This window comes from Variovorax sp. DAIF25 (assembly GCF_050711835.1).
GTDB lineage: Bacteria > Pseudomonadota > Gammaproteobacteria > Burkholderiales > Burkholderiaceae_C > Variovorax.
The window spans coordinates 4,125,802-4,151,062 of sequence record NZ_CP136636.1 but is presented as its reverse complement, the minus strand read 5'-3'; the positions used below and the strand labels follow the sequence as shown (position 1 = coordinate 4,151,062).

At 67.6% G+C, this 25,261-nt stretch carries 25 protein-coding genes; 7 read left to right on the top strand and 18 right to left on the bottom strand.

All coding sequences use genetic code 11. From position 1 onward, the window contains the following. Nucleotides 1-6: 6 nt before the first annotated feature. Nucleotides 7-1,344 (top strand): phosphoglucosamine mutase, encoded by a 1,338-nt coding sequence (gene glmM / locus R0232_RS19245; protein WP_431509093.1) that lies wholly within the window; start codon nt 7-9, stop codon nt 1,342-1,344. Beyond that, nucleotides 1,341-1,823 carry a GNAT family N-acetyltransferase gene (locus R0232_RS19240; protein WP_431509092.1) on the top strand — a complete coding sequence of 161 codons (483 nt, stop codon included), beginning with the start codon at nt 1,341-1,343 and terminating at the stop codon, nt 1,821-1,823. The genes glmM and R0232_RS19240 overlap by 4 nt, the downstream gene beginning before the upstream one ends. A 70-nt stretch (nt 1,824-1,893) precedes the next feature. On the opposite strand, the gene R0232_RS19235 is transcribed toward R0232_RS19240, so the two are convergent. From R0232_RS19235 to lexA, 9 genes are all read right to left on the bottom strand, one after another. Continuing rightward, nucleotides 1,894-3,165, bottom strand: coding sequence for an acyl-CoA dehydrogenase family protein (locus R0232_RS19235; RefSeq protein ID WP_203201185.1), 1,272 nt, complete (start codon nt 3,163-3,165; stop codon nt 1,894-1,896). A gap of 172 nt (nt 3,166-3,337) precedes the next feature. Further along, nucleotides 3,338-4,426 carry a phosphotransferase gene (locus tag R0232_RS19230; RefSeq protein WP_431509091.1) on the bottom strand — a complete coding sequence of 363 codons (1,089 nt, stop codon included), beginning with the start codon at nt 4,424-4,426 and terminating at the stop codon, nt 3,338-3,340. Nucleotide 4,427: 1 nt separating this feature from the next. After that, nucleotides 4,428-5,147: a Crp/Fnr family transcriptional regulator gene (locus R0232_RS19225; protein WP_093342235.1), complete on the bottom strand. Its 720-nt coding sequence runs from the start codon at nt 5,145-5,147 to the stop codon at nt 4,428-4,430. A 77-nt stretch (nt 5,148-5,224) separates the two neighbouring features. Continuing rightward, the gene (locus tag R0232_RS19220) at nt 5,225-6,004 is read right to left on the bottom strand and encodes an oxepin-CoA hydrolase, alternative type (protein ID WP_203201183.1); all 780 of its coding nucleotides are present in this window, start codon (nt 6,002-6,004) and stop codon (nt 5,225-5,227) included. An 8-nt stretch (nt 6,005-6,012) separates the two neighbouring features. Then, nucleotides 6,013-7,533 carry a 3-hydroxyacyl-CoA dehydrogenase gene (locus R0232_RS19215; RefSeq protein ID WP_431509090.1) on the bottom strand — a complete coding sequence of 507 codons (1,521 nt, stop codon included), beginning with the start codon at nt 7,531-7,533 and terminating at the stop codon, nt 6,013-6,015. Nucleotides 7,534-7,701: 168 nt separating this feature from the next. Further along, on the bottom strand, nt 7,702-8,859 hold the full coding sequence (locus R0232_RS19210; RefSeq protein WP_431509089.1) for an MFS transporter: 1,158 nt from the start codon (nt 8,857-8,859) through the stop codon (nt 7,702-7,704). A 4-nt stretch (nt 8,860-8,863) separates the two neighbouring features. Continuing rightward, the gene (locus R0232_RS19205; RefSeq protein WP_093342231.1) at nt 8,864-9,871 is read right to left on the bottom strand and encodes a D-2-hydroxyacid dehydrogenase family protein; all 1,008 of its coding nucleotides are present in this window, start codon (nt 9,869-9,871) and stop codon (nt 8,864-8,866) included. A gap of 256 nt (nt 9,872-10,127) precedes the next feature. After that, complete coding sequence (locus R0232_RS19200) at nt 10,128-10,511, bottom strand: hypothetical protein (RefSeq protein WP_431509088.1); 384 nt, start codon at nt 10,509-10,511, stop codon at nt 10,128-10,130. Between the two features lie 177 nt (nt 10,512-10,688). Next, the gene (gene lexA, locus R0232_RS19195; protein WP_431509087.1) at nt 10,689-11,363 is read right to left on the bottom strand and encodes a transcriptional repressor LexA; all 675 of its coding nucleotides are present in this window, start codon (nt 11,361-11,363) and stop codon (nt 10,689-10,691) included. Between the two features lie 72 nt (nt 11,364-11,435). Here lexA and R0232_RS19190 point away from each other — a divergent pair, with 72 nt between their 5' ends. Next, nucleotides 11,436-12,398 carry an asparaginase gene (locus tag R0232_RS19190; RefSeq protein WP_431509086.1) on the top strand — a complete coding sequence of 321 codons (963 nt, stop codon included), beginning with the start codon at nt 11,436-11,438 and terminating at the stop codon, nt 12,396-12,398. A gap of 73 nt (nt 12,399-12,471) precedes the next feature. Here R0232_RS19190 and adk read toward each other — a convergent pair whose 3' ends face one another. The 6 genes from adk to R0232_RS19160 form a co-directional block, all read right to left on the bottom strand. Next, nucleotides 12,472-13,128: an adenylate kinase gene (gene adk, locus R0232_RS19185; protein ID WP_296784611.1), complete on the bottom strand. Its 657-nt coding sequence runs from the start codon at nt 13,126-13,128 to the stop codon at nt 12,472-12,474. Nucleotides 13,129-13,432: 304 nt separating this feature from the next. Further along, complete coding sequence (kdsB, locus tag R0232_RS19180) at nt 13,433-14,200, bottom strand: 3-deoxy-manno-octulosonate cytidylyltransferase (RefSeq protein ID WP_431509085.1); 768 nt, start codon at nt 14,198-14,200, stop codon at nt 13,433-13,435. After that, nucleotides 14,197-14,379 carry a Trm112 family protein gene (locus R0232_RS19175; protein WP_057596378.1) on the bottom strand — a complete coding sequence of 61 codons (183 nt, stop codon included), beginning with the start codon at nt 14,377-14,379 and terminating at the stop codon, nt 14,197-14,199. Before R0232_RS19175 ends, kdsB begins: the two co-directional genes overlap by 4 nt. After that, nucleotides 14,360-15,301: a tetraacyldisaccharide 4'-kinase gene (gene lpxK / locus R0232_RS19170; RefSeq protein ID WP_431509084.1), complete on the bottom strand. Its 942-nt coding sequence runs from the start codon at nt 15,299-15,301 to the stop codon at nt 14,360-14,362. Before lpxK ends, R0232_RS19175 begins: the two co-directional genes overlap by 20 nt. A gap of 88 nt (nt 15,302-15,389) precedes the next feature. Further along, nucleotides 15,390-15,815, bottom strand: a complete 426-nt coding sequence (locus R0232_RS19165) for an ExbD/TolR family protein (protein WP_093342484.1) — start codon at nt 15,813-15,815, stop codon at nt 15,390-15,392. 55 nt (nt 15,816-15,870) lie between these two features. Further along, a complete protein-coding gene (locus tag R0232_RS19160; RefSeq protein WP_093342221.1) occupies nt 15,871-16,503 on the bottom strand; it encodes a MotA/TolQ/ExbB proton channel family protein in 633 nt (210 codons plus the stop codon). A 313-nt stretch (nt 16,504-16,816) separates the two neighbouring features. Here R0232_RS19160 and xseA point away from each other — a divergent pair, with 313 nt between their 5' ends. Further along, nucleotides 16,817-18,121 (top strand): exodeoxyribonuclease VII large subunit, encoded by a 1,305-nt coding sequence (gene xseA / locus R0232_RS19155; protein WP_431509083.1) that lies wholly within the window; start codon nt 16,817-16,819, stop codon nt 18,119-18,121. 59 nt (nt 18,122-18,180) lie between these two features. Beyond that, nucleotides 18,181-18,762 carry a superoxide dismutase gene (locus tag R0232_RS19150; RefSeq protein ID WP_093342218.1) on the top strand — a complete coding sequence of 194 codons (582 nt, stop codon included), beginning with the start codon at nt 18,181-18,183 and terminating at the stop codon, nt 18,760-18,762. A 108-nt stretch (nt 18,763-18,870) separates the two neighbouring features. Here R0232_RS19150 and R0232_RS19145 read toward each other — a convergent pair whose 3' ends face one another. The 3 genes from R0232_RS19145 to R0232_RS19135 form a co-directional block, all read right to left on the bottom strand. After that, complete coding sequence (locus R0232_RS19145) at nt 18,871-19,341, bottom strand: DUF192 domain-containing protein (protein ID WP_093342217.1); 471 nt, start codon at nt 19,339-19,341, stop codon at nt 18,871-18,873. Between the two features lie 104 nt (nt 19,342-19,445). Continuing rightward, on the bottom strand, nt 19,446-19,640 hold the full coding sequence (locus R0232_RS19140) for a hypothetical protein (RefSeq protein ID WP_093342215.1): 195 nt from the start codon (nt 19,638-19,640) through the stop codon (nt 19,446-19,448). A gap of 167 nt (nt 19,641-19,807) precedes the next feature. Next, on the bottom strand, nt 19,808-20,131 hold the full coding sequence (locus tag R0232_RS19135) for a hypothetical protein (protein ID WP_057594841.1): 324 nt from the start codon (nt 20,129-20,131) through the stop codon (nt 19,808-19,810). Nucleotides 20,132-20,354: 223 nt separating this feature from the next. On the opposite strand from R0232_RS19135, the gene icd reads away from it, so the two are divergent. Both icd and tssH read left to right on the top strand, forming a co-directional pair. After that, the gene (gene icd / locus R0232_RS19130; RefSeq protein WP_093342214.1) at nt 20,355-21,614 is read left to right on the top strand and encodes an NADP-dependent isocitrate dehydrogenase; all 1,260 of its coding nucleotides are present in this window, start codon (nt 20,355-20,357) and stop codon (nt 21,612-21,614) included. Between the two features lie 214 nt (nt 21,615-21,828). Then, on the top strand, nt 21,829-24,663 hold the full coding sequence (gene tssH, locus R0232_RS19125; protein ID WP_431509082.1) for a type VI secretion system ATPase TssH: 2,835 nt from the start codon (nt 21,829-21,831) through the stop codon (nt 24,661-24,663). The last annotated feature ends 598 nt before the right edge of the window (nt 24,664-25,261 follow it).

Here is a 25,261-nt window from a genome sequence, read left to right as displayed (position 1 = left end):
AAGAACATGACTCGCAAGTACTTCGGCACCGATGGCATCCGTGGCACCGTCGGCCGTTCGCCGATCACCGCCGACTTCGTGCTGCGCCTCGCGCACGCGGTGGGCCGCGTGCTCAAGAAGACCGAGGCCCGTCCCACCGTGCTGATCGGCAAGGACACGCGCATCTCGGGCTACATGCTCGAGTCGGCGCTCGAATCGGGCTTCAACTCGGCCGGCGTGGACGTGGTGCTGCTCGGCCCGCTGCCGACGCCGGGCGTGGCCTACCTCACGCGCGCGCAGCGCGCCAGCCTCGGCGTGGTGATCAGCGCGAGCCACAACGCCTACCCCGACAACGGCATCAAGTTCTTCAGCGCGCAGGGCACCAAGCTCAGCGACGAATGGGAACTCGCGGTGGAAGCCGCGCTCGAGGAAGACCCGGTCTGGGTCGAGTCGGCCAGCCTGGGCAAGGCGCGCCGCCTCAACGATGCAGCCGGCCGCTACATCGAGTTCTGCAAGAGCACCTTCTCCAACGACCTCACCCTGCGCGGCCTGAAGCTGGTGGTCGACGCGGCCCACGGCGCGGCCTACCAGGTGGCGCCCGACGTGTTCCACGAGTTGGGTGCCGAGGTGCAGAGCATCGGCTGCACGCCCGACGGCCTCAACATCAACGACGGCTTCGGTGCCACGCATCCCGAGGCCCTGATCGCGGCCGTGACGGCCGAGAAGGCCGACTACGGCATCGCGCTCGACGGCGACGCCGACCGGCTGCAGCTGGTGGACGCCAGCGGCCGCCTGTTCAACGGCGACGAGCTGCTCTACCTGATGGTGGCCGAGCGCATCGCGCGCGGCAACAAGCCGGCCGGCGTGGTCGGCACGCTGATGACCAACAAGGCGGTCGAGGTGGCGCTGCGCGGGCAGGGCATCGAGTTCGTGCGCGCCAAGGTCGGCGACCGCTACGTGCTCGAGGAACTCGAGAAGCACGGCTGGCTGCTGGGCGGCGAGGGCTCGGGCCACCTGCTGGCACTCGACTGCCACACCACCGGCGACGGCATCGTGAGCGCGCTGCAGGTGCTGCAGGCCTGCGTGCGTAGCGGCAAGAGCGTGGCGCAGCTGCTCGAGGGCGTGACGTTGTTCCCGCAGACGCTGATCAACGTGCGCCTTTCGCCTGGCCAGAACTGGCAGGACAACGCGGCCCTGGCCAGCGAAACGAAGCGCATCGAGGCCGAGCTCGGCGATGCCGGCCGCGTGCTGATCCGTGCCAGCGGTACCGAGCCGCTGCTGCGCGTGATGGTCGAGGCACGCGACGCGCAGGTGGCCGAGGCCAGCGCCAGGCGCCTCGTGGCCACGGTGGAAGGCGCGAAGTGACGATCGAGGTCGTGCTCGCCGACTACCGCGACGCTGCGCAGGCCGCGGCGCTGGTCGAGCTGCTCGATGGCTATGCGCGCGATCCGGCCGGTGGCGGCACGCCCCTGAGCGCGCAGGTGCGCGCCGACCTGCCGGCCGCGCTCGCGGCCCGGCCGCAGGCCTTCAGCGTGCTCGCCTACGACGACGGCCAACCGGTTGGACTGATCAACTGCGTGGAAGGCTTCTCGACCTTCGCCTGCCGTCCGCTGGTGAACGTGCACGACGTGGTCGTGGCGCCCAGCCACCGCGGCCAGCGGCTCGCGCAGCGCATGCTCGAAAAGGTGGAGCAGGAGGCCCGCGCGCGCGGCGCCTGCAAGCTCACGCTCGAGGTGCTGTCGGGCAACGTGTCCGCGCGCAAGGCCTACGAGCGCGAAGGCTTCGCCGACTACCAGCTCGACCCGGCTTTCGGCAGCGCGATGTTCATGCAGAAGAAGCTCTGAGCCTTCTTCACGGGCGGCAGAAAAAAAGGGCGCGAAGATCGCGCCCTTTTCTTTTGGGGAAGCCGCTCGCTCAGAAGCGCGTGACCGGCATCTCGGCCTCGGCCTTGCCCGGTGCGTACTTGCCCAGCTCCCACTTGGCGATCGCGTTGCGGTGCACTTCGTCCGGACCGTCGGCGAAGCGCAGCGTGCGTGCGCCAGCATAGGCGTAGGCGAGCGGGAAGTCGTCGCACATGCCGCCGCCGCCATGCACCTGCATGGCCCAGTCGATCACCTGGCAGGCCATGCTCGGCGCCACCACCTTGATCATCGCGATCTCGTTCTTCGCGACCTTGTTGCCGGCCACGTCCATGAGCCAGGCGGCCTTGAGCGTGAGCAGGCGGGCCATGTCGATCTTGCAGCGCGCCTCGGCGATGCGTTCCTGCGTCACGGTCTGCGAAGCCACGGTCTTGCCGAAGGCCACGCGCGACGAAGCGCGGCGGCACATCAGCTCGAGCGCGCGCTCGGCCAGGCCGATCAGGCGCATGCAGTGGTGGATGCGTCCCGGGCCGAGGCGGCCCTGGGCGATCTCGAAGCCGCGGCCTTCGCCGAGCAGGATGTTGTCCACCGGCACGCGCACGTTCTCGAAGTACATCTCGACGTGGCCGTGCGGCGCGTCGTCGTAGCCCATCACGTTGAGCGGGCGCACGATGCGGATGCCCTTGGCGTCGGCCGGCACGATCACCATGCTCTGCTGCGAATGCTTGGGTGCCTCGGGATCGCTCTTGCCCATCGTGATGAACACGGCGCAGCGCGGATCGGCGGCGCCCGAGATCCACCACTTGTGGCCGTTGATGACGTACTCGTCGCCCTCGCGCGTGATGCGCGTCGAGATGTTGGTCGCGTCGCTCGAGGCCACGTCGGGCTCGGTCATCGCGAAGGCCGAGCGGATCTGGCCTTCGAGCAGCGGCTTGAGCCAGCGTGCCTTGATGGCGTCGGAGCCGTAGCGCGCGATGGTCTCCATGTTGCCGGTGTCGGGCGCCGAGCAGTTGAAGGCTTCAGACGCCCATGGCACCCGGCCCATGATCTCGGCCAGCGGCGCGTATTCCTGGTTGGTGAGGCCGGCGCCGTCATAGCCCGAGGCGGCCGCGCTGTCGACCGGCAGGAACAGGTTCCACAGGCCCTGGGCCTTGGCCTTGTCCTTGAGCTTCTCGACGGTCTTGAGCGCGGTCCAGCGCTTGCCGGCTGCCGTGTTGGCCGCGAGTTCGGCGCTGTATTCGGCTTCGGCGGGATAGATGTATTCGTCCATGAACGCGCTGACGCGCTTCTGGAGGTCTTTGGTCTTGGCCGAGTATTCGAAATCCATGGGGGTCTCCGTTGGGGGTGAAGGGCGGGCGGCTCGGGTGGTGCCTAGCCGCCGGTACGGCCGTGTGCGCACAGGGTGCGTGGTGCGTTTCGTGAGCGCACGAGCGGGCCGGGCCTCCCCCGCGAGGGGCGGCGGATCACATGCCGGAGGGCGACGTGAAAGGCCGGGAGGCTCATGCTCGCTGCGCGAATTGCCAGGCCATTTCGGCCATGGGACGGGCACCGCGGCCCGAGGCCACGGCTTGCTCGCTCGATGCGGTGCCGGCCTCGACCCGCTTGGCAATGCCTTGCAGGATCGCGGCCATGCGGAACAGGTTGTAGGCCTGGTAGAAGTTCCAGTCGGGCGCCAGCGCCTGGGGCGTGGTGAGACCGGTGCGCTCGCAGTACCTGCGTATGTATTCGCTCTCGGTCGGGATGCCCAGGCTCGCGTGGTCGAGGCCCGCGATGCCGCGGAAGGTCGCGCCCGAGATGTGCCAGGACATGCAGTGGTAGCTGAAGTCGGCCAGCGGGTGGCCCAGCGTCGACAGCTCCCAGTCGAGCACCGCGATCGCGCGCGGCTCGGTGGCGTGGAACATCAGGTTGTCGAGCCGGAAGTCGCCGTGCACGATCGAGGTCATGTTCTCGTCGCGCGCGCTCGCGGGCATGTGCGCCGGCAGCCACTCCATGAGCTTGTCCATCTCGGGAATGGGCTGCGTGATCGAGGCCACGTACTGCTTGCTCCAGCGGCCGATCTGGCGCTCGAAGTAGTTGCCGGGCTTGCCGTAGTCGGCGAGGCCGCGCTCGGCGTACTTCACCGTGTGCAGCGCCGCGATCACGCGGTTCATCTCGTCGTAGATGGCGCTGCGCTCGGCATTGCCCATGCCCGGCAGCGACTGGTCCCAGAGCACGCGGCCCTGCATGAACTCCATCACGTAGAAGGCGCGGCCGATCACGGCCTCGTCCTCGCACAGGCAGTGCATGCGCGGCACGGGCACGTCGGTGCCGGCCAGGCCGCTCATCACCTTGAACTCGCGCTCCACCGCATGCGCGGAGGGCAGCAGCTTGGCGACCGGGCCGGGCTTGGCGCGCATCACGTAGCTCTGCGTGGGCGTGACCAGCTTGTAGGTCGGGTTGGACTGGCCGCCCTTGAACATCTCGACCGTGAGCGGACCCTTGAAGCCCTCGAGGTTCTTCTCGAGCCAGGCCGACAGTGCGTCGACGTCGAAGGCGTGCTGCTGCGACACCGCGCGGGTGCCGACGAAGTTCGAAAAATCCTGGCTCATGCTATCGATCCGATTCCGAGACGCGCATCAGTGCCGCGCGATCGAGCACCACCAGTCCGGCCGGCTCGATGCGGATGATGTCCTCGCGTTCCATGGTCTTGAGTTCCTGATTCACGCGCTGGCGCGAGGCGCCCAGCAGCTGCGCGAGTTCTTCCTGCGCCAGCTGCAGACCGATGCGCATCTGGCTGCCGTCGTCCAGGTTGGGCACGCCGTAGCTGCGCACCAGGTGGATGAGCTGCTTGGCGAGCCGCGCGCGCAGCGGCAATGTGTTGAGGTCTTCCACCAGCCCGAACAGCGTGCGGATGCGCCGTGCCTGCAGGCGCATCAGCGCCTCGTAGAGCTCGACGTGCGCGGCCAGGATCTTCTGGAAGTCGGCGCGCGCCACGCACAGGATGGTGCTGTCGCCATGCGCATAGGCATCGTGCGTGCGCCGGTCCCCGTCGAACATCGCCACGTCGCCGAACCAGATGCCCGGCTCCACGTAGGTCAGCGTCACCTGCTTGCCCGAGACGGCCGTGGAGCTCACGCGCACCGCGCCCCTGGCACAGGCGATCCAGTGCTCGGGCGGATCGCCGCGTGCGGCGATCAGGTCGCCGTCCTTGTACCGTCTGACGAATGCGCATCGGAGGATGTCGTGCCTGAGCGAAGGGGAGAGGGAAGAGAACCAGCGACCACTGTTGATCGCTTCACGTTCTTCGATGGTAAGAATGGGGTCGTCCATGGTCTGTCCTGTCGGCGACTGAAAGGCGTAGGGTTGTCACGGGAGCGACGCGAGGCGCCGCCGCCCGTCACGCGTACTCACTCGTACTGGGGCTTCTTCTTCTCGAGGAAAGCGGCGATGCCGATGCCGGCATTGGCGTGGTGCAGGTTGCGCACGAAGTGGTCGCGCTCCTGGCTCAGCTGCGACGAGAGCGTGGCACCGCGGCCTTCGCTCAGCAGTTCCTTGATGCTCGCGAGCGAGTTGGGCGCACGTTCGTCGAGCTTGGCGGCCAGCGCGAGCGCACCGGCCAGTGCCTGGCCCGGATCGCTCAGCGTGTTCACCAGGCCCAGCGCATGCAGGCGCTCGGCGCCGATGCGCTCGCCGTTCATCAGCCATTCGCTCGCGAGCTGGCGCGGCAGCATCTGCGCGAGATGCCAGCTCAGTCCGCCGTCGGGCGACAGCGCGACATTGCTGTATGAGGCAGCGAACACCGCGTCGCGCGCGGCCACCACGAAGTCGCAGGCCAGCGCGAGCGAGAAGCCCGCGCCCGCGGCCGGTCCCTCGACGGCCGCGATCACCGGCTTCGGAAAGGTGCGGATCGAATCGATCCAGTTGTGCAGCCCCTCGATGCTCTCGGCCTGCACCGAGCGCTCGCGCTGCCGGTTGGCCTGCAGCCGCTGCAGCGAACCGCCGGCGCAGAACCACGGGCCTTCGCCCACGATGACCACGCTGCGGATCTCGCTGCTGTTCTCGGCGCCGTTGAGCGCCTCGATGCCGGCGGCATAGATCTCGGGACCGAGCGCGTTGCGCTGGCTGGGGTTGGCGATCGTCAGCACCATGGTGCGACCTTCGCTCGTGCTCTTGAGTTCGGCGGTCATGTCGCGGCTCACTCTTCCTCGTGCAGCAGGCTCAGGCCCAGCGCGCCGCGGCGGCGCAGCCACGGGCTCGGGCGATAGCGCGGATCGCCATAGACGGTCTGCATATTGAACAACACCTCGAGCATGTTGGTGGGCCCGTAGAGGTTGCCCATGGCCAGCGGGCCGCGCGGATAGCCGAGGCCGAGCTGCACCGCGGTCTCGAGGTCGCTTGGCGTGCACACGCGCTGCTGGCACATGTCGGCCGCGATGTTGACGATGGTGCCGATCACGCGCTGCGTGACGAAGCCGCCGCTGTCGCGGATCACGCTCACGGCCTTGCCGTCGCGCGCGAACAGGGCGTGCGCGGCGTCGCGCATGTCGCGCCGGGTGGCGGGGTTGGTGGCGAGCACGCGGCGCTTGCTGGCGGCGTCGTCGATCAGCATGTCGATGCCGATGGTGCGCGTGGCATCGAGGCGGTCGACGGCCGCGACCGTGGTGACGTCGAAGCCCAGCGGCGCGACCAGGATCAGCGACTGCGGCGCGGCGGAGGCGCCGCTGTCGATCTGCGCGCCCAGCGTGTTGACCAGGCGCAGCAGTTCGGCGCGGCGTGCGGCGCGCGGCGAGACCCACACGGCGGGCAGCGTATCGACCTTCGGCGCCGGTGCCTCAGGGGCCTGCTGCATCGCGCCGTCCTCGTAGCGGTAGAAGCCTTCGCCGGTCTTGCGGCCCAGCGCGCCGGCCGCGAGACGCTGCGCGGTGATCACGCTCGGGCGGTAGCGCGGCTCGTCGTAGTACTGGCGGTAGATCGATTCCATCACCGGGTGCGAGACGTCGAGCGCGGTCAGGTCCAGCAGCTCGAAGGGGCCGAGGCGGAAGCCCGCCTGCTCGCGCAGGATGCGGTCGACGGTCACGAAGTCGGCCACGCCTTCGCCCACGATGCGCAGCGCCTCGGTGCCGTAGCCGCGGCCGGCGTGGTTGACGATGAAGCCGGGCGTGTCCTGCGCCTGCACCGCGCTATGGCCCATCTGCGTGGCATAGCCCGCGAGCCGGCTGCAGACCTCGGGCGCGGTCTTGAAGCCGGCCACCACCTCGACCACCTTCATCAGCGGCACCGGGTTGAAGAAGTGGAAGCCCGCGAAGCGTTCGGGGTGCTTGAGGCCGGCCGCGATCGCGGTCACCGACAGCGAGGAGGTGTTGGTGGCCAGCGTGGCGTCGGGCGCGACGATGGCTTCGAGCTCGGCGAACAGCTTGCGCTTGACCTCGAGGTTCTCGACCACGGCTTCGATCACGAGGTCGCAGCCGGCCAGTGCCTGCGCCGACTCGGCGATCCGTACGCGCGCGATCTGGGCGTCGCGCGTGGCCTCGTCGATGCGGCCCTTCTCGTGCAGCTTGTTCCATTGGGCGACGATGGCATCGCGCCCGCGCGCCGCGGCGCCCTCGAAGCTGTCGAGCAGCAGCACCTCGCTGCCGGCCTGGGCCGCGATCTGGGCGATGCCGCGCCCCATGGCACCGGCGCCGACGACGCCGATCCGGGTGTAGTTCACTGTCATGTGTGGCTGGGGTTTTTCAAAGGTTGAGAGGTATCGGGCGGGCCGCTGGCGCGTGCGCGCACGCCGGCCGCTGCAGCAGCGATTTTGCAGTCTGGCGGGAGAAGGGTTTCCCCGGTGTTTCTCGGGGAGGCTTGCGGGAGCCGGCGCGACCGGGTTTCGCCGCGCCGGTCAGGCCGCCCGGCGGCTGCGGTCGATGCTCACGCTGAGCACGATGGCGACCAGCAGCAGCGCGAGCCCGACCCAGCTCATCCAGTGCATGGCGTCGCGCGCGAGCAGCCAGCCGCCGAGCGCGGCGCCGAAGGCCTGGCCGATGTAGATGCCCGAGCTGTTGAGCGCCACCGAGCCCGGCGCCAGCGCGGGCGCGAGGCCCACCAGCCGTGCCTGCTGGGCCGAGTTGGTCGAGAAGCAGCCCAGTCCCCAGGGCGAGACCACCACCGCGATCCAGAACAGGCTGTCCGCCAGCGGCCAGAGCGCCAGGCTCAGCGCGATCAGGCCCGTGGTCGCCAGCACCATGCGACCGGCGCCCGCGCGGTCGATGATGCGGCTCACGACCATGTTGCCCAGCAGGCCGCAGACGCCGAACCAGCCCCACATCAGGCTCAGCGCCGTGGCATCGGCGCCGAAGCGCTGCTTGAGGATCGGGCCGAAGTAGCTGAACAGCACGAACTGGCCCGCGCCCTGCAGCGCGGTGATCGACACGATGCCCATCAGCACCGGGCTGCGCAGCACGCGCGCCCAGGCCGCGGCCGTGAGCGCCGCCGGCCGGATGCCGCCGGGCAGCGTGAGCCACACCGAGACCGCGCTCACGACGCTGAGCGCCGAGATCGCGAGGAAGGCCGCGCGCCAGCCGAAGTGACCGCCGATCAGCGCGCCGATGGGCAGGCCCAGCACCGAGGCCATCGACCAGCCGAGGAAGACGAAGGTGACCGCGCGCCCGCGCTGCTCGGGCGGCACCAGCATGCCGGCGCAGGCGGCGGCCTGGGGCGTGAAGATGGCCGGTGCGATCACCGCGAGCATGCGCACGGGCAGCAGGGCGCCGAAGCTGGGCATGAAGACCGACACCGCGTGCCAGGCCGCGTACCAGAGCATCGTGAGGGCCAGCAGCCGGCGTCGGTCCCAGCCGGCCACCGCGGCCGCGAGCAACGGTGCGCCGAGGCAGGTGACGAAGGCCGCGGCCGTGATCAGTTGCCCCGCAGTGGCGGCACTGACCTCGAGCGAAACACTGATTTCATTGAGCGTGCCCGGCACCACCATCACCCCGGTGCCGATCACGAAGTTGCCGGCGAGCAGCGCCCAGAGTGCGCCCCTCGGCGCCGGCTGGCTCACGGCTTCACCGCCGGACCTGCAACGCGCCGGGGTTGACGATGTTGGTGGGGTTGCCCTTGATGAAGCTCACGACGTTGTCGAAGGCCTGGCCGAAGTACATCTCGTAGCTCTCCTGCTCCACGTAGCCGATGTGCGGCGTGCAGATGCAGTTCTCGAGGCGCAGCAGCGCATGGCCCTGCAGCGGCGGTTCGCTCTCGAACACGTCGATCGCCGCCAGGCCGGGGCGGCCGCGGTTGAGCGCGGCGAGCAGCGCATCGGGCTCGACCAGCTCGGCGCGCGAGGTGTTGACGAACAGCGAGGTCGGCTTCATGCGCGAGAGGTCCTCGAGCGTGATCAGGCCGGTGGTTTCGTCGTTGAGCCGCAGGTGCACGGACAGCACATCGGCCATCGCGAAGAACTCCTGGCGGCTCTGCGCCACCTGGAAGCCGTCGGAGCGCGCCTTGGCGCAACTCGCCTCGCGGCCCCAGATCACGACCTGCATGCCAAAGGCCTGGCCGTAGCGCGCCACGAGCTGGCCGATGCGGCCATAGCCCCAGACGCAGAGCGTCTTGCCCTTGAGCACCGAGCCGAGCCCGAAATTGGGTGGCATCGAGGCCGACTTGAGCCCCGACTGCTGCCAGGCGCCGTGCTTGAGGTTGCTGATGTACTGGGGCAGCCGGCGCATCGCCGACATGATCAGTGCCCAGGTCAGTTCGGCCGGGGCCTGCGGTGAGCCTGAGCCCTCGGCCACTGCCACGCCGCGCTCGGTGCAGGCGGCCACGTCGATGTGGCTGCTGACGCGGCCCGTCTGCGAGATCAGCTTGAGCTTGGGGAGTTTCTCGATCAGTTGGCGCGAGATCTGGCTACGCTCGCGGATCAGGACGATCACATCGGCGTCCTTGAGCCGCACCGAGAGTTGACCGATGCCCTTGACGGTGTTGGTGTAGACCTTGGCTGCGTAGGCATCGAGCTTCGAAGCACAGTGCAGCTTGCGCACCGCATCCTGGTAATCGTCGAGGATCACAATATTCATGGCATGCCATTGTGCCTCGCAGCATGGAATCGGCGCGCCGTTGAACGTTTGGATACGGCCCCTGCGCCCCGAAAGGGGTGAAAACGGGGGCAAAGGCGGGAGAAGCGAGGGCAAAGGCGGGCAAAGGAGCGACGTTGGCACTGCCTTCCTGACAGGGTGTGAACAAACCGGCTGCCACGGTTTCTTCACCCCCTGAGCCAAGACCTCACGCATCCACGCGATCGAGCGACCGCGTGAAACGCCGGGGCCGTCTCCCTCAGTGCAGGTGCACGGGGCGGGGCGACACGGCGGCGGTTTCGAGTGCCTCGAGCGCGGCGAGGCGATCAAGCTCGGCGCACACATCCGCCATCCGGCCCGAAATCACCACGCGGTTGTTGTTGCGCGCGCCACCCTGCTGGCGGTCGACGACGCGCACCACCCGCAGCGGACGCGAAGGTGCCTGGGCGACGGCTGCGGCCATGACGGCGTTCTGTCCGCTGTCGCCGCGTGCCGTGCACGACGGCCGTACCGAGACGTAGCGCAACTCGCTGGCGCACAGGTCGTCATCGCGACGGTGTACGGGGCGGGCGGGCAACCAGCGGCTCGCAAGCGACTGCAGCGGCATCCAAAGATCGACGAAGGTGAGGAGGGCGATTCCCATGTGAACTCCAAGAAGGTTTGAGGTTGAACACAGGCAGGATTCGTTGTCATCGGGCGCAGCAGGGTGATGGCGACAAAGCGCCATACGCCCGCCACCTGCGGCGACCGGATGGGGTATGCGTGATGCGGATCCGCGGAGCGGCTCGGCGATGCAGACCGCCGGGCCGGATCGGCAGGCCTACATCAGCATGGTGTTTCGGATCAGGCCGACCGCGAGGCCTTCGATTTCGAAGGACTCGCCGGGCTGGACCACGATGGTCGGGTAGTCGGGGTTCTCGGCGTGGAGCTCGATCACCTGCTTGTTGCGCTTGAGGCGCTTGACGGTCACTTCGTCGCCGAGGCGCGCCACCACGATCTGGCCGTTGCGCGCTTCCTTGGTGGCCTGCACGGCGAGCAGGTCGCCGTCCATGATGCCGGCGTCGCGCATCGACATGCCGCGCACCTTGAGCAGGTAGTCGGGCTGGCGCTGGAACAGCGTGTTCTCGACGTAGTAGGTTTGATCGACATGCTCCTGCGCGAGGATCGGCGAACCGGCCGCGACGCGGCCGATGAGCGGCAGCGCGAGCTGGGCCATGCCGGGCAGCGACAGCGAGAACTGGCTGTTGCGCGATTCGGCCAGCGAGCGCAGTGCATCGCCCTTGAGGCGGATGCCGCGCGAGGTACCGCTCACGAGTTCGATGACGCCCTTGCGGGCCAACGCCTGCAGATGCTCCTCGGCGGCATTGGCGGAGCGAAAGCCCAACTCGCTCGCGATTTCGGCGCGAGTGGGCGGCGCCCCGGTACGGGCAATGGCGCTCTGGATCAGATCGAGGATCTGCTGCTGGCGGGCGGTAAGCTTCACGGCGAACTGCATGGTGGTTCCTTGCGGCACTGGCTGAACATCCAGTACCTGTATTTTTAACCAGTTTTTCAAAGTTGGCAAGTCATGGTGACTTCATCCCTTTCGAATCCGCGGCGCGTGGTGGTGCTCGGCACCGGCGGCACCATCTCGGGCCGCGCGGCGAACAGCGGCGACAACATCGGCTACACCGCCGGCGAGGTGGGCGTGGCCGACCTGCTCGGCGGCATCGAGGCGCCCGCGGGCGTGACGCTGGCGGCGGAGCAGGTGGCCCAGGTCGACAGCAAGGACATGTCCTTCGCGATCTGGCGCGCACTGGCGCTGCGCTGCGCCCACTGGCTGGCGCAGCCCGACGTGGCCGGTGTGGTGATCACCCACGGCACCGACACGCTCGAGGAGACCGCCTTCTTCCTCCAGTCGGTGCTGGCGCCGCGCAAGCCCATCGTGCTGACCTGCGCCATGCGCCCGGCCTCCGCGCTGTCGCCCGACGGTCCGCAGAACGTGCGCGATGCGATCGCCGTGGCCGCGACACCGGGCGCGCAGGGCGTGACCGCGGTATGTGCGGGCACGGTGCGCGGTGCCTTCGACGTGCAGAAGGTGCACACCTATCGGCTCGATGCCTTCGACGCGGGCGACGCGGGGCCGGTGGGCTACGTGGAGGAGGGCGAGGTACGGCGCGTGCGTGACTGGCCGGCTTCGGAAGCAGGCGCGGCCCTCGACCGTCTTCCCGAGGACGAGGCCGCATGGCCGCGCGTGGAGATCGTGATGAGCCACGCAGGTGCGAGCGGCGCGTTGATCCATGCGCTGCGTGCCGATGGCACGGCGGCGTCTCCTCTGCGGGGCCTCGTGCTGGCGACCACCGGCAACGGCACGCTGCACCATGCGCTCGAGGCGGCGGCGCTCGAGGCGCAGGAGGCCGGCATCGCGGTGCTGCGCGCCACCCGCTGCACGCAAGGGCGCATCCTGCCCAAGCCGGGCGACCGCCTGCGCGATGCGGGCGCGCTGACGCCCGTCAAGGCGCGCATCGCGCTGACGCTCGAGCTGCTCTGAAGTCGGGACGCCAAAGAAAAAGCCGCGTCGCGGGCCTCGAGGCCCGCACGCGGCTCGCGATTCGAGTCGGGGATCAGCTGCTCAGTGCGGCCAGTGCACGTTGCGTGATCTCTTCGACCGTGCCCACGCCCTGGATGGCGCGGTATTTCGGCGCGGCGGCCGGATCGGTCTTGGCCCAGGCCGAGTAGTAGTCGACCAGCGGACGGGTCTGCTGGCTGTAGACGTCGAGCCGCGTGCGCACGGTCTCTTCCTCGTCGTCCTTGCGCTGGATCAGTTCCTCGCCGGTCAGGTCGTCCTTGCCTTCGACCTTGGGCGGGTTGAACTTGATGTGGTAGGTGCGTCCCGAGGCCGGGTGCGAGCGGCGGCCGCTCATGCGCTCGATGATGTCGCTGAAGGGCACGTCGATCTCGAGCACGTAGTCGAGCTTGACGCCCGCGGCCTTCATCGCGTCGGCTTGCGGAATGGTGCGCGGGAAGCCGTCGAACAGGAAGCCTTCGGCGCAGTCGGGCTGGGCGATGCGTTCCTTCACGAGATTGATGATGAGGTCGTCGCTGACCAGCGCACCCGCATCCATCACGGCCTTGGCCTGCAGGCCCAGCGGGGTGCCAGCCTTGACGGCGGCGCGCAGCATGTCGCCGGTGGAAATCTGCGGAATGCCGTACTTCTGGCAAATGAAGGCCGCCTGCGTGCCTTTGCCCGCCCCGGGCGCGCCCAACAAAATCAGTCTCATGGTGTCCTCGGAGGGTTCTTGGATTTGTGTCACGTCGCGCAGGCACCCTTCGATGAAGACAAAGTGCCGCGGACGGAGTTGCGTCGAGGATAGCACGCGGCCCCGTGAACAATTTCGCCGGGCATCCGCGATGGCGATGGCCCGAAAGCGATGATCGAGACTCCTTGCGCTCCGAAGCCGGCTCTTCGTAGATGGATCGGGCAAGTTGGCCGAAGATTGGACTGTCCCTCGAAGCCTGGAACTTCCAGGCCTGGATGGCATCCGCGTGACTGATCGCAGCGGCCGGCCGCCGCTAGGCCAGCGCTCAGTTCGCGGCGCCGAACAGTGCTCGCACCCGCGTCAAGTCTTCCGGCGTGTCTACGCCCGGTCCCGGCGCCGCGTCGCTCACATGCACCGCGATGCGATGCCCATGCCACAGCGCGCGCAGCTGCTCGAGTGCCTCGATGGTTTCTAGCGGCGAGGGCGGCAGCGAGGGGAACCGGCGCACGAAACCCGCACGGTAGCCGTAGATGCCGATGTGGCGCAGTGGCGCTGGCGAAGGCAGTTGCGTCGGAGGCACGCCCGGCGCGGCACCATCGCGCCACCAGGGAATCGGCGCACGGCTGAAATAGAGCGCATTGCCCCGCGCGTCGAGCACGGCCTTCACGACGTTCGGATTGAGATAGTCGGCCACCGAATCGATCGCATGCACCGCGGTACTCATGGCGGCGTCGGGCCGCGCGAGGAGCGCCGCGGCCACGGCGTCGATCAGCGCCGGGTCGATCAGCGGCTCGTCGCCTTGCACATTGACCACCACCGCGTCGCCGTCGAGGCCGAGCTGTTCGCAGGCCTCGGCGAGGCGGTCGCTGCCGCTCGGATGGTCCTGACGGGTGAGGATGGCCTCCACCCCGTGGGTCTGGCAGGCCGCGAGGATCGAGGCATGGTCCGCCGCCACCACCACGCGCGCCGCGCCGGACTGCGCCGCTCGCTGCGCCACGCGCGCCACCATCGGTACGCCCGCGATGTCGGCCAGCGGCTTGTCGGGCAACCGCGTCGATGCCAGCCGGGCCGGCACCAGAACCGTGAAGCTCACAGCCCGAGCTCGTCGTCGGACAGGGTGCGGGCCTCGTTCTCGAGCAGCACCGGAATGCCGTCGCGCACCGGGTAGGCCAGGCGCGCACTGCGCGAACAGAGTTCCTGCTTCTCCGGATTCCAGGTCAGGGGGCCCTTGGTGACGGGGCAGACGAGCAGTTCAAGCAGCTTGGTGTCCATCGGTCGATGATAGCTTTGCGTCGAGCGCCGCAAGGAAGGCTTCGGAGGGGGCGAACAGCAGCGGCACGGCCAGCGCACGAGGCTCCTTGCGCCAGAGCTTGACCGCGTCCTTCTCTGTGCAGAGCAGCAGATGGCCGGCCGGCACCTCGTCGTGCCAGTCGGCGAAATCGTGGTGATCGGGCAGGGCGATGGTTCGTTCGGGTTCGATGCCTTGCGCGCGCAGCATCTCGAAGAAGGCTTCGGGCCGTGCGATCGCCGCCAGTGCTGTGATGGGGCGCGCAGCCAGCGAGGCCAGTGGCGTCCGGGCGCCGTCGCTGGCCACCGCGTAGGTCGCCAGTTGGCGCGTGGCGGTGAAGCCACCGGGGAACGCGGAGTGCTCGCCGCTGTGCAGTACCAGGTCGCAATCGCGCGGCCAGGGTTCGCGCAAGGGGCCGGCCGGCAGCAGCCAGCCGTTGCCGATACCGCGGTCGTCGAACACGCAGATCTCGATATCGCGCGCCAGCGCCAGGTGCTGCAGGCCGTCGTCGCTGACGACGACTTGCGTGGCGGGGTGGGCGGCGAGCAACGCGCGCGCGGCCTCGGCGCGACGCCTCGCCACGAACACTGGCGCGCCGGTGCTGCGCCGGATCAGTGCCGGCTCGTCGCCGACCTCGCGCGGATCGCTGTCGGGCAGGACTTCGCGGCAGTCGTCCGTGTGCCGGCCGTAGCCGCGCGACACCACGCCGACCTGCCAGCCGCGCGCGCGCAGATGCTGCACCACGGCCATCACCACCGGCGTCTTGCCCGCGCCACCGGCGATCACATTGCCGACGATCACCACCGGCACCGGCACGCGTTCGGCCTGCAGCCAGCCGAGGCGATAGAGCAGCGCGCGCAGCGCCACCAGGGTGCGAAAGAGCAGGGACAGCGGCCACAGCAGCATCGCCAGTGGTCCGCGCGACAGCCAGGCGCGCCGAAGCCGCGGGGCGGTTGCGCCGGCGTGGGTGCTATTGCGCCCCTGCGACGGCAACTCAGTGCCCGGCTTGCGCCGTCGACTGGGCGGCGAAGGTGATCTGCATCAGGCCCGCGCGCCGCGCCGCTTCCATCACCGTGACTACGGCCTGGTGCGGGCTGCTGGCATCGGCGCTGATGATCACCACGCTGTCCTTGCCGCCGGTGGCGGCCGCGGCGAGCGCCGCCGCCACGGTGTCCACGCTGCGGTCGGGCATGGGCGTCTTGTTGATCGAATAGCGCCCGTCGGCCGACACGCCGACGATCACTTCCTTCGGGTAGTCGCGCTGCGCGTCCACGTCCGCCGTCGGCAGCCGCAGCTGCATCTCGGTGAACTTGCTGTAGGTGGTCGACAGCATCAGGAAGATCAGCACCACCAGCAGCACGTCGATGAACGGGATCAGGTTGATTTCGGGCTCGTCGCGCGCACCATGGCGAAACTGCATGCGGCCGCGGCTCACCGGGCGCTCCCGGTGGCGGCCATGAAGGCGGGGAGCGCCCTCATTTGCGCATCGCGTTGAGATGGCGCGCGAAGCGCTCGCCCGAGAGTTCCAGGTTCAGCAGGTACTCGTCGACGCGGCTGCGGAAGTAGCGCCAGAAGATCAGGGTCGGGATCGCGACGATCAGGCCGAAGGCCGTGTTGTAGAGCGCGATCGAGATACCGTGCGCGAGCTGCGCCGGGTTGCCCGAGCCGACAGCACCGCTGGTCGGCGACTGCGAGCCGAAGATCTCGATCATGCCGATCACCGTGCCCAGCAGACCGAGCAGCGGGGCGGCCGAAGCGATGGTGGCGAGGGCGGGCAGGTAGCGTTCCAGCCGGTGCGCCACGGTGCGGCCCGAGGCTTCCATGGCTGCGCGCAGGTCGTCCTCGGTGCAGCGCGGATTGGCGTTCAGCGCCCGCAGGCCGGCGGCCAGCACCTGGCCGAGCATCGAGTTGTTTTCCAGCTTGGTCACCACATCGGGGCCGGGTACCGCGTTGTGCGACACGGTGATGGTTTCGTCGAGCAGCTTGGGCGGAAGCACCTTCACTGTCTTGAGACTTGTGAAACGTTCTATAACGAGTGCGAGTGCAATCACCGAGCAAGCGAGCAGCGGCCAGATGGGCCAACCTGCAGCAACTATGATGGAAAACAAGGAATCCTCCGGCCCCGTAGGCTGTCAATGCGCGGCGATTATCCACCGAGCCCACCATCGCCACACGGCTTGTTTGCGTGTCGGCCAAGACGCACAGATTCTGTGGATAACTTTGTGATTAACCCGCTGCGCAAGTTGCCGCGAGCCGCGCCAACTGGGCTTTCCATTAGATCGATTGAATTTTGGGCACCGCTTTTTTAAATGAAATCAACAACTTGCACGAGAAACCGTGCAATTGTCCGACCCCAGGGCCCTGGCGCCCGAGCCACGGCACCCGTTGTGGAAGAGTGCCAAATCACGATTCGGCGGTTTTGTGAACTTGCGTGACCCCAATCCGGTTTCCGGACCGCGCGTCTGGGCCGTCGGCGCGTTGTGCCGCGCGGTCGCCGATGCGCTCGATGCCCGCTTCAATCCGGTTTCCGTGCGCGGCGAAATCTCCGGTTTTTCGCGTGCGGCAAGTGGACATTGTTACTTCTCGCTCAAGGACGAGTCGGGCCAGCTGCGCTGCGCCATGTTCCGCCGCGCGGCCGGCCTGCTCGATTTCTCGCCGCGCGACGGCGACCAGGTCGAGGTGCGCGGGCGTCTCGCGGTCTACGAGCCGCGCGGCGATCTGCAACTGGTGGTCGAAAGCCTGCGCCGGGCCGGGCAGGGCGCCCTGTTCGAGCAGTTCCTCCAGCGCAAGGCGCGTCTCGAGGCCGAGGGACTGTTCGACCCGGCGCGCAAGCGCGCGCTGCCGGTGATGCCGCGCGCGATCGGCGTCGTCACCTCGCTGGGCGCCGCGGCGCTCCATGACGTGGTGACCGCGTTGCGCCGGCGCGTGCCCCACATTCCCGTGACGGTGGCGCCCGCGGCGGTGCAGGGCGCCGCTGCACCCGGCGAACTGGTGCGCGCGCTGCAATCGCTCTACGCGATGCAACCGGCGGTCGACGTCATCCTGCTGGTGCGCGGCGGCGGATCGATCGAGGACCTCTGGGCCTTCAACGACGAGAGCCTGGCACGCACCATCGTGCAGAGCCCGGTACCGCTGATCAGCGGCGTGGGCCACGAAACCGACTTCACCATCGCCGATTTCTGCGCTGACCTGCGCGCGCCGACGCCTACCGCCGCGGCCGAGCTGGTCAGCGCGCCGCAGGCGCTGTGGCTCGATGCCCTGACGTTGCTCGAGGAGCGGCTCGACGACGCCATCGGTGCGCGGCTCGACGTGTTGGGCCAGCGGCTCGACCAGGCCGCGGGCCGGCTGGGCCGTCCTTCGTCGCTGGTGGCACGGCAGCAGTTGCGGCTCGCGCACCATGCGCAGCGCCTGCACTATGCGGTGCTGTCGAGGACGCAGCGGCATTCGCAGGCGGCGCAGACGCTGGCCAACGATTTCCCTTCGAAGTTCGAGCGCGCGCTGGTGCAGCGCCGCGAGCGCCTGGAGCGTGTCGCGCTGCGGCTGCGTCTGCTCGATCCCGCGCTCGTGTTGCAGCGCGGCTATGCCTGGATCACCGACACCGACGGGCGCGCCGTGGTCAGCGCGAAGGCGCTCGCACCCGGCGATGCCGTCGTTGCCCGCCTGGCCGATGGCTCCGTCGATCTGACCGTCGGGTCACGCGGCGCGACGGGAACGCGTCCGACGTGAGTGCCACGATTCCTTTCTAGAATCATTGATTCCCCACAACCAACCCACGAGAAAAAACCATGGAACATGTGCTCCCACCCCTGCCGTACGCCCTCGACGCGCTGGCGCCCGAGTACTCGAAGGAGACCCTCGAGTACCACTACGGCAAGCACCACAACGCCTATGTGGTGAACCTCAACAACCTGCAGAAGGGCACCGAGTTCGAGTCGCTCACGCTCGAAGAGATCATCAAGAAGTCCAGCGGCGGCATCTACAACAACTCGGCCCAGATCTGGAACCACACCTTCTTCTGGAACTGCATGAAGCCCCAAGGCGGCGGCGCTCCGAGCGGCGCGCTGGCCAAGGCCATCGATGCCAAGTGGGGCAGCTTCGATGCCTTCAAGGAAGCCTTCGTGAAGTCGGCCGTGGGCAACTTCGGTTCGGGCTGGACCTGGCTGGTGAAGAAGCCCGACGGCAGCGTGGACATCGTGAACACCGGCGCCGCCGGCACGCCGCTGACGACCGCCGACACGGCGCTGCTGACGGTCGACGTCTGGGAACACGCCTACTACATCGACTACCGCAACCTGCGTCCCAAGTTCGTCGAGACCTTCCTGGCCAAGCTGGTCAACTGGGACTTCGCCGAGAAGAACTTCGGCTGAGATCGACGAGGGGCACCATCGCGGTGCCTTCATGAAAAAGCCCCGCGACGCGGGGCTTTTTATTGGGCCAACCGAAATCGGTCGGCGGTGTGCGGCCAGCGAGGGGACTCAGCGCTTGCCCGCGGCGAACAGCTCACCGGTGATCTTCGCGCCCTTCTTGATGTTCTTCTTCTTGAACCAGCCCTGGTTCATTTCAAGCACGTACTTCACCGGCTCCTCGGAGCAATGCGAGTCGTCGGTCTGCGGCTTCATGTCGGCCAGGTTGACGATGCGGCCGTCCTCGGCCACGAAGGCGGCCGTCAATGGCAGCAGCGTGTTGCGCATCCAGAAGCACTGGGTGGCGGGCTGCTCGAACACGAAGATCATGCCTTCGGCCTGCGGCATCTCCTTGCGGAACATCAGGCCGACCTGGCGCTCGACCGGCGCCTGGGCGATCTGCGCATCGATGGTGTACAGGCCGATCGACAGCTTGGTGCGGGCAAGGTTGGTTTGGGGTTCCTGCTGGGCGTGGGCCGGAGCGAGCAGGGCGGCGGAAGCGGCGACGGAGAAGGCCAACAGGGCGGCAAAACGCTGGAGCATCGGGGTTCTTTCAGACTCTTCCATACAAAGAAGGCCGTGCCCGGCCCCATGAAAAAAGCCCGCGGAAGCGGGCCTGGCGGGCATGGCCTGTGAAGGCGGCTAGCTTACGCCTTCTTGGTGGCGACGTGGGCCTTGGCGACCTTGCGAGCCTTGTGCTTCTTGGCGGCGGCGTGCTTCTTGGCCGGGGCCTTGGCCTTGGTGGCGGCAGCGGCGGGAGCTGCTGCGGCGGGTTCGGGTTGTTGGGCAAAGGCACCGAATGCGACAAGACCGGCGACCAGGGCAGCGAACAGCTTCTTCATGACAAATCCTTTGAGATTGTTAGATATGGACCACCTCCCTGTGGAGGTGCGTGTTCAACGGAAAGCATTCGTTGCGGTTGACAGTGCGGGCCCCGGAAGAATGAGCAAAGAATGAGGGCGAAAAAAAAGCGCCCCGATGGAGCGCTTTCTTTCAAGAGGACGAATCCTTAGTTGGGCGTGCCGCCTTGGGTCGACTTGCGCTTCACGCTGCCGTCCTTGTTGCGACGACGTTGGTCGCGGGTTTCAGCGCGCTTCTCGCCGGAGGTAGCAGCCTTGTCGGTGCCGATGGCGCCGCCTTCGGGCGTCTTGGCGATGTCGCCGGCCGGAGCGGCCACCTTGCCAGCGGGACGTGCGTCCTTACGGGCTTCAGCGCGTTGCTGCGCCTTGCTGTTGCTGGCGTTCCCTTGCTCGGGGGTGGTGCCAGCCGGGTTTTGGGCATAGGCGCCGGCTGCGAACAGGCCAGCGATCATGACTGCGAGAAGTTTGCTCATTGATGGATTCCTCTATCGAGAATTGGTTGGAAACGCCTCCCGGCGAGCAGAAGGTCAGGCACTAACGAGGCCGGCGGCCCGCAGGTTGACAAACGCCCACTGATGGGTTGCGTCTAAAATGTACAGCGATTTGTTCGCGGGCTGTACAGCGAATCCCCCTCGCTGTCTGAATTCGCAGACAGTCGTCACCGAATTACTTCCACTCCGGAGTCTTCCTCCCCTCATGTCCAGCTACCAGCACATCAAAGTCCCGACCGAAGGCCAGAAGATCACGGTCAACGCCGACAACTCGCTCAATGTGCCCGACCAGCCGATCATTCCCTTCATCGAAGGCGACGGCACTGGACTGGACATCACGCCCGTGATGCTGAAGGTGGTGGATGCGGCAGTGGCCAAGGCCTACGGTGGCAAGAAGAAGATCCACTGGATGGAAGTCTATGCCGGTGAAAAGTCGACCAAGGTCTACGGTCCCGATGTTTGGCTCCCCGAAGAAACGCTGCACGCCGTGCGCGACTACGTCGTTTCGATCAAGGGCCCGCTGACCACCCCCGTCGGCGGCGGCATCCGTTCGCTGAACGTCGCGCTGCGCCAGGAACTCGACCTCTACGTTTGCCTGCGCCCCATCCAGTACTTCGAAGGCGTGCCCAGCCCGGTGCGCGAGCCGCACAAGACCAACATGGTCATCTTCCGCGAGAACTCGGAAGACATCTACGCCGGCATCGAGTTCGAAGCCGAGAGCGACAAGGCCAAGAAGCTCATCAAGTTCCTGCAAGAGGAAATGGGCGTCAAGAAGATCCGTTTCCCCGACACCTCGGGCATCGGCGTGAAGCCGGTGTCGAGGGAAGGCACCGAGCGCCTGGTGCGCAAGGCGCTGCAGTACGCGATCGACAACGACAAGTCGAGCGTCACGCTGGTGCACAAGGGCAACATCATGAAGTTCACCGAAGGTGGCTTCCGTGACTGGGGCTACGCCCTGGCCCAGAAGGAATTCGGCGCCGAACTCATCGACGGCGGCCCGTGGATGAAGTTCAAGAGCCCGAAGAGTGGCAAGGACATCACCGTCAAGGACAGCATCGCCGACGCATTCCTGCAGCAGATCCTGCTGCGTCCCGCCGAGTACAGCGTCATCGCCACGCTCAACCTCAACGGCGACTACGTGTCCGACGCGCTGGCCGCGCAGGTCGGTGGCATCGGCATCGCCCCGGGCGCGAACCTGAGCGACACCGTCGCCATGTTCGAAGCCACCCACGGTACCGCGCCCAAGTACGCCGGCAAGGACTACGTGAACCCCGGTTCCGAAATCCTCTCGGCCGAAATGATGCTGCGCCACATGGGCTGGAAGGAAGCCGCCGACCTGATCATCAGCGCGATGGAAAAGTCGATTGCAAGCAAGAAGGTCACCTATGACTTCGCCCGCCTGATGGACGGCGCCACGCAAGTGAGCTGCTCGGGCTTCGGCCAGGTGATGATCGACAACATGTGATCCCGCCCTCGGCGCTCTCGAACGCCGAAGCGACAGCCATAAGCCCCCGAGGTTCTCGCGAGCCTCGGGGGCTTTTTCTTTGCCGCGCACGCCTCTTTTGACGCTCCGGAAAGATTCGGTGGGGGCAAAGATCACGGACGGGATGATGCCCGTGCGCATTTAACTATTGCTGAAAACTGGGGACGAAAAAACACGCTATCGCCTCGACAGAATCGTGCGCATCGAGGATCAGGGAGCGCACGATGAGGGGCAGGAAGAAGTCGCGATCGATGCCGCCATGCGCGCAAGCCGCGTATCGCTTCGCGCAGGCATGCACGCCGTGCGGGCGAGGGGATGGCCAGCCATGACCTTGTCCCGCCGAGCACTGTTCCTGAAGCTCGACCCGACGCTGTTTCGTGCGATCGAATCGGCGACGGCGTTCGCCAAGCTGCGCGGCAATCCGCATGTCGAACTCGTGCACTGGCTGCACCAGCTCCGTCAGGCCGGCGATGGCGACCTGCATCGCCTGTGCCATCACCATCGCATCAGCCTGCCACTGCTCGACAAGGGTTTTGCCGCGGCCTTGTCGTGCCTGCCCGCCGGCACTTCGTCGTTGAGCGACTTCTCGCACCACATCGAAGCCGCGATCGAGCGTGCCTGGCTCTTGTCCAGTCTCGAGTTCGGCAGCCGTTGCATCCGTGGAGTGCAACTGATGAGCGCGTTGTTGCAGACCCCGGAGCTTCGGCGTGTGCTGTTCGAGATCTCGCCCGCATTTCGGGCCCTCGCGATCGAACGGCGGCCCGATGAACTGCTCGCGCTCGTGAAGGGGTCACCCGAAGAAGCGGAAGGACCTCGCGATGGCTCGGACGCCGTGCCGGTGTTTCCCGGCGAAGCCGGTCTCGCGATGGCAGCAGTCACCCCGACCGGCTCCGCGCTGGCCGCCTACTGCACCGATCTCACCGAGCATGCGCGTGCCGAGCGGATCGATCCCGTCATCGGCCGTGGTCAGGAGATCGCTGCCATGGTGGACATCCTGTTGCGTCGGCGCCAGAACAACCCTTTGCTCACCGGCGAGGCCGGCGTAGGCAAGACCGCGGTCGTCGAGGGGCTCGCGTTGGCGATCGCCAAGGCCGAGGTCCCGCCGAAGTTGCGCCATGCGCGACTGCTGAGCCTCGACGTCGGCGCATTGTTGTCCGGGGCCGGCGCGCAGGGCGAGTTCGAGCACAGGCTCGAGGCGCTGCTGCAGGAGGCGACGCAGTCGACTCGGCCGGTGATCCTGTTCATCGAGGAGTTGCATGCGTTGGTCGGCGCAGGTGACCGGGATGCAGCGGGAGATGCCGCCAATCTCTTGAGGTCAGTTCTTGCGCGCGGTGCGTTGCGCGTCATCGGCGCCACCACTCGGCGCGAATGCAGGCGTCACGTCGAACAGGATCCGGCGCTCGCGCGCCGCTTCCAGGTGCTGCAGATCATGGAGCCGCAGGCGGCGGACGCCATCGACATGGTGCGGGGATTCGCCACCACCTTCGCCGTGCACCATGGCGTGACCGTGCTCGACGAAGCGGTGCGCGCCGCCGTCGTGCTGTCGCATCGCTACCTGCCTGCGCGGCAGTTGCCCGACAAAGCCATCGGCCTGCTCGACACGGCCTGTGCGCGCGTGGCCATGTCGCTGCATGTGCCGCCTCCGGCCGTGACGGGCCTGCGGCAGCGGATCGCGGCGCTTGCGGCCGAGGTCGGGCTGCTGCGCGACGAAACCAGGATGGCCCGGGGTTGCGAGACCCGGCTGGCACGGCTGATCGCGGTGCGCGATTCGCTCGAGCAGATCCGCGATGAGCTCAGAGCGCAGAAGAACAAGTGGCGGGGGGAGAAGGCGCTGGTCCGGCAGATCCAGGCGCTGAGGGTAGAAGAAAGAACGGAGGGGGAGGGTGAGCCGGACCATCCTCCGCACCTCGATTCATCGGTGCTCGAGCAGGAGCTTCAAGGCCTTCAGCAAGACACTCCGCAGGTCTTCCTTCAGGTCGACGAAGCGGTGGTTGCAAAGATCGTCGCCGAGTGGACCGGTATCCCCACCGGACGGTTGCTCACCGACGAGGCCCTGGCCGTGCTTCAGCTTCGACAGGTGCTCGAGCGGCGCGTGCTCGGGCAGGCGGGTGCGCTCGACATCATCGCGCGGCGCATCCAGACGGCGCACGCGCGATTCACGGATCCGTGCAAGCCCGCCGGCGTGTTCCTGCTGGCCGGGCCTCCCGGTGTCGGCAAGACCGAAACGGCGCTGGCCTTGGCCGAGGCGATGCACGGCGGCGAGCAGACCCTCATTACCCTGAACATGAGCGAGTTCCAGGAGCCTCACAGCGTGGCGATGCTTCGGGGCACGCCTTCGGGCGGCGTCGGATACGGGGAGGTCGGCGTGCTCACGGAAGCCGTTCGCCGCCGGCCCTATGGTGTCGTGCTGCTGGCCGAGGTCGAGAAGGCCCATCCCGATGTGCACGAGCTCTTCTGCCAGGTGTTCGACCAGGGATGGCTGGAGGACGGCGAAGGACAACGCGTCGACTTTCGCCACACCACGATCCTGCTCACCAGCAGCGTCGGCTTGGCCTTCATCGAGCACGCCTGCAGGAACCCGGCAGCGATGCCCTCGGCCGACGCCTTGTGTTCAGGCCTGGCGGTACCGTTGCGCCGCGTCTTTTCCGCCGCCTTTCTCGACCGCGTGACGGTGGTGCCGTACCTGCCGCTGTCGACGCCGGTCATGGCCGGCATCGCCGCGCTTCATCTGCAACGCATCGCGGACCGGCTGGGCGAGCAGCACGGCATCGATCTGAGCTACGCGGACGATCTCGTCGCTCATGTCATCGGGCGATGCCGGGTCCACGACACCGGCGCGCGGCAACTCGTCGCGTTCATGGAGCAGCAGCTGTTGCCGGTCCTGTCGGGGCACTGGCTCGACGCACTGCGGGACAAGCGCGAGATCGTCCGCATGCACGTGAGCCTCCGAAGCCATGGCGCCGGGATGCTTGCGGACGGATCGCCAGGCGGTGCCGGGAAACGCATCGCCTGCCACATCGAGTACGCCTGAGGTGCTTTCACCTGGGTTCATCCCTCGGCTTGAATTTCAACCGGCCATGACATACATCTGCGGGTGGATTGCTACGGATTTCCGTTGAAAACGGGTGCCTGAACCCAGGCGGCTGTCGGGTGGCGACCAAGGCGGCGCCGAATCGGTTGGCGAGCGCTGCGCCGGTGCACCCGAACCGCGTCAACTGGAACAGTTTGGCAAGCCATTTGTGTCTCCGACGGGGCGGCGCTGCAGCGGGCATTCCGCTGGCGCACCTCGCCGGTGCCGGCCGTGCTGCCTGCCGAAGTTGTTGCAGGTGAACCCCCGGGCTCGTGAACGCTCTGGCTGCCGATGGGTGAGACGGCGGGCTGTCGTCGTGACGTTTACGGACAGGACGCAGGGGGCGAGGACCCCGAGGCAGGCGGTGGAGGAAGCCATTCGGCCCGACAGGCGCGGCGAAAAAGGCGAAAGCGCTCCCGGGCTGTAGAGCCCATTCCGGCCCAGAACCCCGGCTGCAAGACCTCAGCGCCAAGGAAATCACCGATCTCCCAACGGAACTGCCGCCCCCCGAACACGCCCAAAAGCCCAAATTGCCGGTCCCCCGAAAGCCTGTTCCGCG

What these genes read in the sequence shown, in the direction of transcription:
- glmM (WP_431509093.1), top strand. Translation starts at nt 7, where the DNA reads ATGACTCGCAAGTACTTCGGCACCGATGGCATCCGTGGCACCGTCGGC.
- R0232_RS19235 (WP_203201185.1), bottom strand. Translation starts at nt 3,165, where the DNA reads ATGGATTTCGAATACTCGGCCAAGACCAAAGACCTCCAGAAGCGCGTC.
- R0232_RS19230 (WP_431509091.1), bottom strand. Translation starts at nt 4,426, where the DNA reads ATGAGCCAGGATTTTTCGAACTTCGTCGGCACCCGCGCGGTGTCGCAG.
- R0232_RS19225 (WP_093342235.1), bottom strand. Translation starts at nt 5,147, where the DNA reads ATGGACGACCCCATTCTTACCATCGAAGAACGTGAAGCGATCAACAGT.
- R0232_RS19220 (WP_203201183.1), bottom strand. Translation starts at nt 6,004, where the DNA reads ATGACCGCCGAACTCAAGAGCACGAGCGAAGGTCGCACCATGGTGCTG.
- R0232_RS19215 (WP_431509090.1), bottom strand. Translation starts at nt 7,533, where the DNA reads ATGACAGTGAACTACACCCGGATCGGCGTCGTCGGCGCCGGTGCCATG.
- R0232_RS19205 (WP_093342231.1), bottom strand. Translation starts at nt 9,871, where the DNA reads ATGAATATTGTGATCCTCGACGATTACCAGGATGCGGTGCGCAAGCTG.
- R0232_RS19200 (WP_431509088.1), bottom strand. Translation starts at nt 10,511, where the DNA reads ATGGGAATCGCCCTCCTCACCTTCGTCGATCTTTGGATGCCGCTGCAG.
- lexA (WP_431509087.1), bottom strand. Translation starts at nt 11,363, where the DNA reads ATGCAGTTCGCCGTGAAGCTTACCGCCCGCCAGCAGCAGATCCTCGAT.
- R0232_RS19190 (WP_431509086.1), top strand. Translation starts at nt 11,436, where the DNA reads ATGGTGACTTCATCCCTTTCGAATCCGCGGCGCGTGGTGGTGCTCGGC.
- adk (WP_296784611.1), bottom strand. Translation starts at nt 13,128, where the DNA reads ATGAGACTGATTTTGTTGGGCGCGCCCGGGGCGGGCAAAGGCACGCAG.
- R0232_RS19175 (WP_057596378.1), bottom strand. Translation starts at nt 14,379, where the DNA reads ATGGACACCAAGCTGCTTGAACTGCTCGTCTGCCCCGTCACCAAGGGC.
- lpxK (WP_431509084.1), bottom strand. Translation starts at nt 15,301, where the DNA reads ATGCTGCTGTGGCCGCTGTCCCTGCTCTTTCGCACCCTGGTGGCGCTG.
- R0232_RS19165 (WP_093342484.1), bottom strand. Translation starts at nt 15,815, where the DNA reads ATGCAGTTTCGCCATGGTGCGCGCGACGAGCCCGAAATCAACCTGATC.
- R0232_RS19150 (WP_093342218.1), top strand. Translation starts at nt 18,181, where the DNA reads ATGGAACATGTGCTCCCACCCCTGCCGTACGCCCTCGACGCGCTGGCG.
- R0232_RS19145 (WP_093342217.1), bottom strand. Translation starts at nt 19,341, where the DNA reads ATGCTCCAGCGTTTTGCCGCCCTGTTGGCCTTCTCCGTCGCCGCTTCC.
- R0232_RS19140 (WP_093342215.1), bottom strand. Translation starts at nt 19,640, where the DNA reads ATGAAGAAGCTGTTCGCTGCCCTGGTCGCCGGTCTTGTCGCATTCGGT.
- R0232_RS19135 (WP_057594841.1), bottom strand. Translation starts at nt 20,131, where the DNA reads ATGAGCAAACTTCTCGCAGTCATGATCGCTGGCCTGTTCGCAGCCGGC.
- icd (WP_093342214.1), top strand. Translation starts at nt 20,355, where the DNA reads ATGTCCAGCTACCAGCACATCAAAGTCCCGACCGAAGGCCAGAAGATC.